The organism is Actinomadura luzonensis, from assembly GCF_022664455.2.
Lineage (GTDB): Bacteria > Actinomycetota > Actinomycetes > Streptosporangiales > Streptosporangiaceae > Nonomuraea > Nonomuraea luzonensis.
The window spans coordinates 1-11,987 of record NZ_JAKRKC020000006.1 but is presented as its reverse complement, the minus strand read 5'-3'; the positions used below and the strand labels follow the sequence as shown (position 1 = coordinate 11,987).

At 71.5% G+C, this 11,987-nt stretch carries 9 protein-coding genes; 2 read left to right on the top strand and 7 right to left on the bottom strand.

What is annotated here, in order from left to right:
• From MF672_RS50985 to MF672_RS50970, 4 genes are all read right to left on the bottom strand, one after another.
• A partial coding sequence (locus tag MF672_RS50985; protein ID WP_247815858.1) for a coiled-coil domain-containing protein occupies positions 1-2,851 on the bottom strand: 2,851 nt, incomplete at its 3' end.
• Positions 2,852-2,973: 122 nt separating this feature from the next.
• Positions 2,974-3,117 (bottom strand): hypothetical protein, encoded by a 144-nt coding sequence (locus MF672_RS50980; RefSeq protein ID WP_242372886.1) that lies wholly within the window; start codon positions 3,115-3,117, stop codon positions 2,974-2,976.
• Positions 3,118-3,197: 80 nt separating this feature from the next.
• Positions 3,198-3,797: a hypothetical protein gene (locus tag MF672_RS50975; RefSeq protein WP_242372888.1), complete on the bottom strand. Its 600-nt coding sequence runs from the start codon at positions 3,795-3,797 to the stop codon at positions 3,198-3,200.
• Positions 3,798-3,926: 129 nt separating this feature from the next.
• Positions 3,927-4,517, bottom strand: a complete 591-nt coding sequence (locus tag MF672_RS50970) for a phage tail tube protein (protein ID WP_444861128.1) — start codon at positions 4,515-4,517, stop codon at positions 3,927-3,929.
• Positions 4,518-4,706: 189 nt separating this feature from the next.
• Here MF672_RS50970 and MF672_RS50965 point away from each other — a divergent pair, with 189 nt between their 5' ends.
• Together MF672_RS50965 and MF672_RS50960 are read left to right on the top strand one after the other, a co-directional pair.
• The gene (locus tag MF672_RS50965) at positions 4,707-5,033 is read left to right on the top strand and encodes a hypothetical protein (RefSeq protein ID WP_242372892.1); all 327 of its coding nucleotides are present in this window, start codon (positions 4,707-4,709) and stop codon (positions 5,031-5,033) included.
• 64 nt (positions 5,034-5,097) lie between these two features.
• Positions 5,098-5,481: a hypothetical protein gene (locus tag MF672_RS50960; RefSeq protein ID WP_242372894.1), complete on the top strand. Its 384-nt coding sequence runs from the start codon at positions 5,098-5,100 to the stop codon at positions 5,479-5,481.
• 131 nt (positions 5,482-5,612) lie between these two features.
• Here the strand turns inward: MF672_RS50960 and MF672_RS50955 are convergent, their stop codons facing one another.
• From MF672_RS50955 to MF672_RS50945, 3 genes are all read right to left on the bottom strand, one after another.
• A complete protein-coding gene (locus MF672_RS50955; protein WP_247815857.1) occupies positions 5,613-7,241 on the bottom strand; it encodes a fibronectin type III domain-containing protein in 1,629 nt (542 codons plus the stop codon).
• 64 nt (positions 7,242-7,305) lie between these two features.
• The gene (locus MF672_RS50950; protein WP_242372883.1) at positions 7,306-9,555 is read right to left on the bottom strand and encodes a fibronectin type III domain-containing protein; all 2,250 of its coding nucleotides are present in this window, start codon (positions 9,553-9,555) and stop codon (positions 7,306-7,308) included.
• 11 nt (positions 9,556-9,566) lie between these two features.
• The coding region (locus MF672_RS50945; protein ID WP_444861127.1) for a hypothetical protein at positions 9,567-11,987 on the bottom strand (2,421 nt) is incomplete at its 5' end.

The following is an 11,987-nucleotide window of genomic DNA, read 5'->3' as shown; positions in this document are numbered from 1 at the left end:
GCCGGCCGCCGCGCGTCCGGGTCCTGCTCGACTTGCTGGTGGTACGGCCGTCGTCATCGATGTTGACCTTGTCGGCGTCGATGTTGACCGTGTCTACCTCAGCGCCGGAGCCGCCCTTGCCGCCGTCGTTCTTCCCGCCCCCGAACAGCTTCGACAGCCCGGTCAGCTTGGACAGGCCCTTGGCGGCCTTGCCGAGCAGCTTCAGCCCGGAGATCAGGGCGCTGACCTTCTTCGCAAGCAGCCCGATCGCCGTGGCGGCCAACCCGAAGATCACCAGCCACTTGGCGATCTCGCCGGCCACCGGGTTGTCGAGCAGGTCCGACATCCAGGTGACAACGTTGCGTAGCCACCCCAGGAAATCGGTCAGGGTGCCGTCTACCACGATCGCCTCGACCAGCTTGCCGACGAACCGCACCACCGCGCCGAGCAGGCTCCCCGCGGCGCGCAGCAGCGGCACCAGCTCGTCGAAGAACCGCTTGAACCGGGCCTGCACCTCCGGCTTGTCCAGCCACGCGTTGAGGTCCTCCGCCCCCTGGGCGAGGTCCTCCAGCAGCGTGCCGCCGGACGGCAACGCCAGCTTGCCGACCTTGAGCAGGGCCCCGCCCAGGTTGGAGACGATCCTCCACAGCCGGTCGGCCGCCGCCCACGCGTTCTGGAAGAACTCATCGAGGCTGCCGTCGCTACGAGCCTGCTTGGTCCACTTGTCGAACCGGTCCGCGAGACCGGCGACCCGGTCGGCGAACTTGACGACGTACGGCATGCTGACGTCGACAATGCGGGTGACGCCCTTGAAGGCGGAGATCCCGGCCTTCCCGAACAACGAGATCGCGACGTTGTTGCGGCCCATGATCCGCGACACGTAGCCGGAGAACGCCCTGGACCCCATGAGCCGGCCCAGGTCCCGCACCAGGTCACCGATCACGCTGCCCGTGGCCGACAGGCCCTGCTTGAGCGTGCCCAGCAGCGGCATCGCGGCCTCGACCCCGTCCCGCAGGCCGGGCGCGAGCGCTTCCTGCGTCGCCACCCGGATGTCGCGCAGCTCGGGCCGCACCTGGTTGTGCAGGAACAGCACGAACTCGCGCATCTTCGGGCTGAGGTCGGCGAGCGCCTGGGCGGCCGGATCCACCCCGCCACCGCCACTCTGGCCGGCCGTGGCCGCATCCCGCTTCGCCTTGGCCAGCTCCTTGTGCGCGTCGGCCAGCCGCTCGGCGGCGAGCATCTGCTCCCACAGCGCCTCACGCACGTCCCGCGCCGCGCGCTCCTGCGCCTTCTGGGCGTCCTTCACCCCGTCCTGGGCGTCCTTGACCCCCTTCAAGGCGTCCTGTACGCCTTCCTGCGCCTCGGCGATGGCCCGCGCCGAGTCGACGGCCGCCTTGGCGGCGTCCTTACGGGCCTGCGCGAGCTCGTACTCGGCGTCCGCCTCCGCCTGGACGCTGTCGGCCAGCGCATCCTTGGCGGCCTGCACCTCCTTGGACCCCTCGACACCGCGCGCGTTGGCGTCGGCCGACTCCTCCGCGAGGTCCTGGTTGCGTTCCTTGACCTCATCCAGCCGCTGCAACGCCTGCCTGTAGGCGAGGTCGGCCTCCCGCTTGTCGAGGTCGGACGCGAACGGGTCGGCGAGGACCTTCTCCAGCCGCTCCTTGGCCCGCTCGATCGCGATCTGCGCGCCCTCTTCGTCCAGCGCCCCGCCCTTGACCGCGAGCGCCAGGTCCTCCAGCCGTTCCTTCGCGGCCTTACGCGCCTCGTTCAGGTCCTCCTGCGCCCGCTGCGTGGCACGCTGCGCCTGCGCCACCCGCCGCTCGGCCATCTCCACCGACCGGGCCGCGGCCGCCTGCCGTTCCGCGGCCGCCTCGACCGCGTCCGCGACCCGCTGCCGCGCCTCAGCGACCCGCTCGACGGCTTCCTTCACCCGCTCCTCGGCCGCCACGACCGCCCTGGCGGCGTCCACCGCGGCGTCCTTGGCGTCCTGCACCCGCTCATCGGCCAGCATCCGCGCGTGCGCGGCGTCCCGGATCGACCGCTCAGCGTTCTTGATCCGCTCGGCTGCCGCCTCCCGCGCGGCCGCCGACGACGCCGCCGACCCCGCTGAGGCCTTGTCCGCCTGCGACAGCGCCCCCAGCGCGGTCCCGACCCCGGACAGGCCGACGAACAGCGCCGCGAGCCCCTGCACCGCGGCGCCGGCGATGCCGGGCAGGATGGCGAGCACCCCGGCCGCCTGCGACGCCGACGCGCCGACCGCGAGCAGCCCGGCCGACGCCATCCCGGCCGCCACCGCCAACGCGCCGTACTTCAGCGTCAGCATCCCGACCGTGGTGGCGAGCTGCCGCATCTTGGCCTCGACCGGCTGCAGGAACTTGTCGTCCACCTTGACGGCCAGGTTGATCAACCAACCGCCCCCACCGCCTCCCCCGCCTCCGCCTCCGCTGCCGGCGCCGCGGACGAAACGGCCCATCGCGTCCCGGGCGGGCAGGGTGTTGGCCTTGACGTCCACGGTGGCCGGCGACGACCTGGCCGCCCGGGACACCTCGGCCCGCATCTGGGCGGCGTCGACCTCGGCGTTGACCTTGACCGTGGTGGACTGGCCCGACAGGGACGCGAGCGCGTCACGCAGCTCGCGCCCGAGCGTCGACCGGTCGAGCGTGACCTTGACCGTGGCGGCCCGCTCCGCTGCCTGCGCGGCCGCCCGCGTCTCCGCCACGACCCGGCGCGCGTCCACCTCGGCCTGGATACGGGCCTTGATGTCCCGGACCCGCCGCTCGACCTCCCGCCGGAGCTTCCGCTCGAACGTACTCGGTACGTCGGCGACGACCTCAAGTTCGATCTGCCCGCCGTCAACCGCCTCTTCGGCCATACGCCTGCACCCCCGGCGGGGGAGGGTCCCGCAAACGCCCGCTTACGTCCCTGACGGCGCCGGAGAAACGACGAAGGGGCCGCACCTGGAAGAACCCCCGGTACGGCCCCGACCCCGCGGGGTCAGCTGATCGTGCGCGACGACGCCATCAGCATCGAGAACGCCCGATCGATGCTCGACTGGCCGCCGCCCTGCCGGGCCACCACCCACGCCGGCCGCTTGATCTTCACCGGCTTCGGGTAGCGCCACTTCTCCGTCGCGACCACGCTGATCGTCTCGATCGTCTGCGCCTGCAGCTCATGCCCGGTCGTCCACGGCTGCCGCCGCTCCTCCGGGCTGGTGTTGACTAGGGCATCTGGAGGGAGCCGCTCGCAGTAGGCAAGGAAGCGGCGTAGCCCGATGAACCCGTCACTTCCGGGGTCGGCCCAGACTCCGTCGATGTCGAGTCCTCCAAGACGGGCCCGGAAGTCGGCGTCGAGGTCGTCCCACCGGGCGAGCCATCGGCGGGCGGCATCGATTCCCCCAGGACATCACCTGCATCCGCCCACCCGTACTTGGCGAACAGGCCCCTGACGAACTCCGCCAGGTCCTCCCGGGACGGCCGCTCCGAGACGAACCGGTCGTAGCCGTCCGCCCCGATCAGCCGGCGCAGCATCTCCTTGGCCGCGGACAGCAGCTCGGCCGGCAGGCCCGGGTTCGTGATCACCATGTCCACGATCATGCTGATCAGCGCCGACCCGGACTCGGCGCGGTTGTCGGCCTGGATCGCGTCCACGACCGAACGCGCCAGCAGCGCGATGTCGAGGTCCACCCCCGTGATCAGCGGCTCCAGCACGTCCAGCGGGAACTCCGCCGGCAACACGGCGATCGTGTCGCCGCCGATGATCAGCGGTTCCGCGCCGCCCTTCTTCGCCGCTCTGGCCCTGCGCGCTGCGTCGAGATCCATCCCCGTGCCCCCTGACGGTCCGTGTGGCGGGTTGCGCGGCGGAAGGTAGCCGGGCAGCGCGTTTACGTCCCCGGGCAGCGGGACGCCCCCGGGCCCGCACGGGCCCGGGGGCGTCCCTGGTGCACCTGGTTAGGGGCCGGTGGGCGGATCGAACGCCGCCCAGGTCCCCGAGATGAGGTCGTAGTACGGGGCGCCCACATCGCTTCCCAGGACGGACAGACGGAGCGGCAACGTCGAGGCGGCCGCCCGGTCGAACCCCTGCTCCACACCCTCGGCCTGCTCACAGCGGGGGATGATCCGCCGCAGGCGCTTGAGGCCGTCGCCGAGCTCCAGGCACGCCGCCACCTCCGTCCGGGAGCCGATCGCGGGCGGGGTGAACTTGAAGTACGACGGCGGGGTCGGGTCACCGGTCGGGGTGACCTCCTCGATCGTGCCGCCACCGTAGACCGCGCGGAACGAATTCAGCGACCACTCCAGCAGGTCCACCTCCAGCGTGGCCGCGTCCTCGGTCTGCCACCGCCGCACCGGGAAGTTCGACTGCGCGGCCCGAGCCTCCTCGAACTGCGGGTCGGTCGCCCAGTTGAGCGAGTCCGGGGTGAACAGGCCGATGTCGTACCAGCCGGTCGGCATCGCGATCGTCGGCCCCTCGGGTGCGGTGGTGCCGACCGGCGCCAGCCAGACCCGCTGCACCTGTGGGACAAAAACGTTCTCGGCACCCACGTGGGTCCCCCTCCAACGTCCGCCGGCGCCGCCCTCCCGGGGAGGGGGCGCGATGGGTTGGGGACCCGACCGCGCACAGTAGGGGGATCCGCGGCTAACGTCCTGGCAGCCGTCCGGCCTGCCGAGACGTAAGCGCCGCGATGAGTTACACACCGCTGTCGTGAGACCTCACCGACACCGGGGTTGGCCGTGACCGGGCCGTGGCCGGCGCTCCTGACGATCGCTGTGGCGGCCGGGCTGTCCGTGCTGCTGGCGCTGTGGTGCGACGCCCGCCGTCACGTCGAGCGGGAGCGTGCCGAGAACCTGCGGCTGCGCGCCAGGCTGGCCACGATCACCGGCATCCTCGCGCCGCTCCCGGACGCCGTGCGCGCCGGCCGCGCCGCCGTCATCCCGCCGAACGATCTGGCGGTGCTCGCGCTGCTGGTCGAGCAGGAAGGCCCGGACGGCGACGAAATCGCCGCTCTGGAAGTGCTGCTTCACCGGCCGCCCGGCACCCTGGACACCGGCAATAAATAGCTTGTAATATTTGAGCATCGGTTCAGGGATTGCGGCCCTGAACGGGAGACCAGGAGGAATCACTATGGCGAACGCCTACCGGAACCACTTCACCGACGAACTGGCCCGTCTCGGCTTCACCGCGCCGGAGTACAGCATCGACGACTACCAGGTGCGGGTCTCCCACCGGGACGGCATCCACTACGCGATCAACATCGACACCGGCACCATCACGATCGCCGAAGTCGTCACCCCCGCCTGGGCCGAAGAGACGACCGCCCGGTGGGCCACCCAGTGGGGCGGCACCCTGCACCCCGCGCTGATCGGCGACGCGTACAGCGCCTGGGAGCTCAAGTTCACCGACTCGACTCCGGATCACATCGTGCTGGGCGTGCTCACCGCCGCCCTGACGCACATCGCGCGGAACCGGTCCAACGAACGCCTCCTGGCCTGCCTCCGCGACGCCTGACCACGACCCCGCCCCTGCCCCTGTGAACCCCCGGGAGGCAGGGGCGGCCCAACCGGGAGCCCCTGTGAACTGGTACAGCCGCCTCCATCAGGCAGACATGTGGATCGACGGCACGGGCACCGAATACCGCATCAACGGCGGCATGTCGGCTGGTCACTGCCAAGTCGTCCTGCGGTGGATGCATCGCAACGCCGCCGCGATCGTCGGCTGGGCCGCGCTCGAACTGCACCGCATCCCCCTGCCGCACAGCGCCACCGCGTACGAGTCCGTCGCCCCCTCCATGGACCGCGAGCACGCCGCCATGGCCGACGACCCTGCCGCGTGGCTGCTCGACACCCCGCTCGTCCACACCCTCCGCGTCCGCGCCGGATGGGAAACCTGCCCCAACCCCGACCACCCGAAGGACTGCCGTGACTGACCCCAAGCCCGTCCGCCACCGCGCCCCCGTCAAGCCCGTCCACCAGGACGACACCGAGTGCAAGCACCGTATGAAGCACGGCACCGGCCTGCCCGCCGACCCTCAGTGCCCCGGCCGCACCGGCGTCCACGCTGGTGAACCCGTAGGGGCCGCCCGCGGTGAGGTGCAGGTTCGGCGGCGCGGACGGCGGCTGCGTGTCCACTTCCGGCGTGGCCGTCACCGACGCCTTGCCCGACCGGTTGCCTGCCGCGTCGACGGCGTCGACCTGCACCAGATAGGACTGGCCAGGCGTCAACCCGGTGAAGGTGCGCCCCAGTCCCGCCTGGTCGCCGCCCTGCTTGGCCCCGTCGAGGTAGACGCCGTACCCGGCCACGCCGATGTTGTCGCTGGAGGCGTCCCACGCCACCGACACCTGCGTGTTCGACACCGCCGTCACCCGCAGGTTCCCCGGCACCGAGGGAGGCGTCCCGTCCGTCGTCACCTGCAAGCTGGCCTTGGCCGACCGGTTCCCGGCGGCGTCGACGGCGTCGACCTGGACCGTGTACGTCTGCCCCGCGATCAGCCCCGACAGGGTCGCGGTCAGCCCCGCCTGGTCCGCGCCCTGCTTGACACCGCCCAGGTAGACGCCGTACCCCGTCACGCCGACGTTGTCGCTGGAGGCGTCCCACGCCACGCCGACGCTGGTCCCGGCCACCGCCGTGGTGCGCAGGTTCGCCGGCGTCGTCGGCGCCTGCGCATCGGTGACGCCGTACCCGATCACCACCCAGCCGCCGTTTTCTTCGCTGGCGGTGATGTTGTTGGCCGTCCACGTGCGCGACCCGGCCGCCGGCATGGCGCCCGTCGCGAACGCCGACCCGCTGCCGGTCCCGGCCGCGGTGAAACTGCTGACCAACCCCTGGTTGTAGGTGACGCCTGTCGGGTTCGACCCGTCACTGGTGTTCAGGACGGTGAAGACCCGCCCGGCCGCGCCGGCGGGCACGGTCGCGGTCGCGGAGATCGTCGTCGCGGCCACGGGAACGGCGATCGTCTGCTGAAACAGCTTGGTCGGGCAGTCGTCGCGTTCGTGCAGCACCGCGTGGACCCGCGCATCAGAACTGGCCACGGTGATGGTGACCGTCGTCTCCGTCCCGGTCGCGATCCGCGAGTAGACATACAGCGAGTTCCACGGGATGAACCCGACGTCCTGCGTCCACGCCTGCGCGCCGGTCATGACGCTCGACACGGTGTTGTAGCTGGAGATCAGCAGGATCAGGCGGCTGCCCGCAGCCGGCGCGGTGAAACTGATCGTGTGCGTGGTCCTTGCCGTGGCCTGCGCATACGTGGCCGCGACCCGATTCGCCACCTCTTGCCCCCCGTGACGTGGCCGTGCAGAAGCGCAGGCAGAATGACCGAATCGGCGGCTACCGTCAGATCCACGCGTCGGTCGTGTCGAGCGTCAGCCGCGGCCCCACGTCCTCCTGCCCGGCCACCAGGCCGCCGGACAGCCGGATCGTGTTCGGGCCCCGCTGGAACGCGAACCGGGCCGGGAACACCTGCAGCAGCTTGCGGCCGGGCCGCGGCTCCGGCCACACCACGGCAGGCACGATCGCCCACACCGCCCGCGTGGCCAGGTCGATCGTGATCTCGTACTCGCTCGTGGGCAGCACCGTGCCCGGCTTGCACACGATCTGAAGCCCGAGCTCCTCGTGCCGGATCACCGGATCGGCCACCGGCCCGATCAGCCGCAGCCGGCCCGGGATGGCCGGGTAGTCGCCCGCCAGCGTGATCGTGGCGGCGCCGGTCGTCTGCGCGGGCGCGAACTCCACCTCGGCGTGCACGGGCCGGGTCGCGTACCGGCGCGGATCCGCCGCCCTGACCGTCACCGTCCAGGAGAAGACACGGCTGCCCTGGTCGGTGATCTCCACCGCGCTGGTCACCCGGACCCGGGACTGCCGCGTCAGGTGCCCCTCGCCGACTCGCAGGACCGTCGACGCGGCCGGGAACAGCTCGGCGGTGAGCCGGTCCTGCGCCGCCAGCATCGCCGCCCGGGAGGGGGCGACCGCGACACCTGAAAGGATCACCGCCCGGCCGCCGTACCGGCCCGCCCCGGAGAACCCGCCATCGCCCGAGTCCGAGTCGGCGGACAGGGTGAGCGCGTCGGGCCCGGCCGACCAGCCCTCCTCGTCCTTGACCACCCAGTCCACGCCGGCGCTGTCGCGCGCGTTGCCCACCCACGACCCGAGCCGGAACGTGGGCGTCGCCAACGCCGTCCACGACGCCGGCGGCAACCGCACCGTCACCGTGGCGGCCGGGCCGCGCGCCGCGCCGGCGTCGACCGCCCGAACCCCCACCTCGTGGACGCCGCCCGCCTCCAGGTCCTCCACGATGTACCCGAACCCGCTGGTGCTCGCCACGAGCTGCCCGTCCAGCAGCACCTCGTAGCGGACGATCGGCAGCCCTCCCGGCTCGGCCGCGCCCCACGCGAGCGTGATCTGCTCCTCCCCGGGAGTGGCGGTCAGCCCGATCGGCTCGGACGGGTCGGCCCCGGCCAGCGTCTCCACCTGCAGCCCGGCCCGCGCGGACCGGTTGCCGGAGGAGTCGCCCGCGTCCACCTCCACCAGATACGTGGTGCCGCGCGCCAGCCGCGAGAACAGGTAGGTGCGGCCCGCCTGGTCGCCGCCCTGCTTGGCGCCGTCCAGGTAGATGCCGTACCCGGCCACGCCCACGCTGTCGCTGGAGGCGTCCCACGCCACCTCCACCGTCGTCAGGGTGGCCCCCACCAGCCGCAGGTTCGGCGGCGTCGACGGCGGGGTGACGTCGGTCTCGGCCAGCACCACGATCTGCGCCCGCGCGGACCGGTTGCCGACCACGTCGACGGCGTCGACCTCAAGCGTGTACGTCTGCCCCGCGACCAGCCCGCCGAAGGTGTGCGAGGTGCCGGCCTGATCCGCCCCCTGCTTGACACCGCCCAGGTAGACGCCGTACCCGGCCATGCCGATGTTGTCGGTCGAGGGGTCCCACTCGACCGACACCGCGGCGCCGCTGATGCTGGTCGCGCGCAGGTTACCCGGCACGGTCGGCGCCTGGACGTCGGTGAGGCCGTACCCGACCACCGCGACCACCGTGACGCTCTCACCCGCAGGCAGGTTGCCTGCGCTGAAGCGTCGTGTCCCGGCCGCGGGCAGCGGCCCGGCCGCGAACACGCTGCAGGAGTCGTCGGCGTCCGCGCTGTACGTCGTGGCCAACCCCTGATCCCAGGTCGCGCCGGCGACGCTGCCCAGCGGCGTGTTCAGGCCCGCGACGACGAACCCGGTCGCGCCCGCGGGGATCGTCACGTTCGGCGTCTGCGCGGAGGCGGTGCTGGTGGTCGCGGAGGTGGCGAACAGCCGCTGCTGGGCGTCGTCCCGCTCGTACAGGATCGCGTGCACCCGCTCGTCGGCCACCAGCAGCGACACCGACGTCTCGGTGCCGGCGGCGACCTTGGACAGCACGTACACGTAGCTGTAGCCGGAGGAGAACCGATCCTGCGTCCACCCGGCCGGCACCATGCTCAGCACCTGCCAGGAGGACACCACCAGGATCAGCCGCGCGCCCGGCTGCGCCTTGTCGAAGCTGATGGTGTGCGCGCCGCCGCTGTAGCTGCTGCCGTCGTAGGTCGCCGCGACCCGGTTCGTCATCGTCCGCCCTCTCAGTACACTTCGGCGCCGACACGACGTCCGGCCGCCCGCCCGATCTCGAATTCCGACTGGCCGGGCTGCGGGTAGACGTTGACGATCCGGTCGCCGCCGGCGTCGCCGCGCCGCTCCACCCGCACCGGCCGCGCCCCGGCCCGGGACGACCGGTACAGCGCGGCTGCCCCGCCCTCGTTGAGCCGCTGCACCGCGCGCGGCCCGCCCAGCGCCGCCACCGCGGCGGGGGTGAGCACCCACTCGTCCCGGCCCGTCCCGTTGTGCACCCGGGAACGGCCGGGCGGCAGCACCCCGCCCCGGTCCCGGTTCAGCTCGCTGTCCTTGGCGTCGAACTTCGCGATCACCTGGTCGATGAAGTGGGCCGGGATCCGCCCCAGGAGCTGCTGCATCTGGGTCCGGGTACCGACAGCCGAACTGATGGCGTTCTTGATCGGGGTGAGCGCCTTGCGGGCACCCGCGCCGAGCCCGTCCGCGAACAGCGCCCGCACACTCGCCGACACCGTGGCGAGGATCTTCTCCAGCGGTGTCTGCTCCTTCTTCTTGCCGCCGGCCTTCCCCGATGCCGTACTGCCGCCGCCCACGGTGCCGCCCTTGGCGAAGCCGTAGCCGCCGGCCACGAACCGGGCCGCCCCCGCGACACCACCGGTGCGGGCGGCCCGGTTCGCGCCATCCACCCACCGGCCGCCGAGCGCCCGCGCGAGCTCCGGCCGCAGCCACGCCTCACCCGGGCTGACGGCGGCGAGCATCGTGTCCCGGCCGGGGGAGTAGCCCGGCTGAACTCCGTACCCGCCCGCCGGGACCACGCCGCCGGTGGCGAAGGACAGCTTCGGCAGCTTGGGGAAGTCGACCGCGCCGGCGATCGCGTTCCACATGTCGGCGATCTTGTTGTAGCCGGTGTTGACGATCCACGCCAGCGGCTTCTTGATCGCGTCCGGCAGGGCCTCCCACACCTTTTGGATGCCGGATTTCGCGGTGCCGAAAGACTTCTGCATCTCGGCTGCGGTGTCGGCGACGGCCTTTTTCGCTGGCGCGAGCCCGGGATTCACGCCCGCCGAAATGTCCTGCCATGTCTTTTTTGTGGCGGCTGGCGCGTCTTTGCCCAGTTTGAGGAAGGATGCGCCGCCTGCCTGCACAAACGCGTCGATCTCCTTCTGGCTGACGGGCTTCCCTGCGTCGATCTTGGCCTTGATGCCGGCCCACATGTCCTGCACACTCTTGGGCGCGTCCGTCTTGAGCTTGAGGAACTTGCCGTTCCCGTCCTGCACGAACGAGCCGAGCTTGAGCGAGGCCTGCGCCAGCCCCGTGCCGAGATCACGGTTGATGTCCGCCAGCGCGTCGCGCACCGCCTGCGGGCTGTCCTGCCGCAGCTTCAAAAAGCCCGCGCCGCCCTTGGCGATGAAGTCATCGATCAACTTCTGCGGCACCGGCTGCCCGGAAGCGATCTTGGCCTGAATGTCGGACCACATCGACTGCACGTGCGCCGGCGCGTCCTTCTTCAGCTGCAGAAACTTGCCGGACGCCGAGTTGGCGAAGACGCCCAGCTTGTTCGCGGCCACCCCTGTGAAGGTGTCGATCCCGAGCTGGACCTGACGCCAGCCCTCCTTCAGGTTCTCCGGCGCGTTCTTGCCCAACTTGAGGAACTCCGCGCCGCCGGCCCGCACGAACGCATCGATCTTCTCCTGGCTGGGAGAGATCCCCGCGTCAAGATCACGCTTGATGGACGCCCACATCGCCTGGATGTTCTTCGGCGCCCCCTTTGCCAAGCTGACGAATTTCCCGTTCGTGACGTCGAGGAAGCCCCCCAGCCGCTGCGACAGGCCCGCCGACCCGGCTTCGGTGCCCTTGTCCAGGCCCTGCCACAGATTCGCCCATTTCTCCTGAATGGACAGGCCGGCCCCGCCGAACAGCCGCCCGGCCTCCTTCAACATGTTCGCGATGCCGTCGAGGCTGAACGCGTTCTTGACCCCGGCCCCGGTCAGCCGCTCCCCGAAAAACCCCTCGATACCGCCCTTCACCCCGCCCAGCGCGGCGCCTATCGCGCCGCCGATGGCGGTGCCGATGCCGGGCACGATCGACCCGACCAGCGCCCCGATCCCGGCCCCGGCCGTGCCCTCCTTCAACGCGTTGCCGAGCGCCGACTCGATGCCTTTGTTGTTGCCGCCGGCGATGGCGTCACCGATCGGGTCGGCGAGGAAACCGGCGATCGTGGCGATGATGCCGCCCTTGCCGACCTTGCCCAGCACCGACCCGATCTTGCTGGCGGCGCCGCTGGCCTTGAACTCCTTGCCCCAATCCACGTTGGACAGGGCGTCGAACGCCAGGTCGCCCACGAACGAGGCGACGCCGCCGCCGATGCCGCTCTTGCCGCCGCGGGTCTTGGTCTTTCTGCTGCCCTTGGTGTCCGTGTTCGGCAGGTCCAC

Bases quoted from the DNA above. Each gene is read 5' to 3' on its own strand.
- MF672_RS50975 (WP_242372888.1), bottom strand. From the start codon at position 3,797: ATGGATCTCGACGCAGCGCGCAGGGCCAGAGCGGCGAAGAAGGGCGGC.
- MF672_RS50960 (WP_242372894.1), top strand. From the start codon at position 5,098: ATGGCGAACGCCTACCGGAACCACTTCACCGACGAACTGGCCCGTCTC.
- MF672_RS50950 (WP_242372883.1), bottom strand. From the start codon at position 9,555: ATGACGAACCGGGTCGCGGCGACCTACGACGGCAGCAGCTACAGCGGC.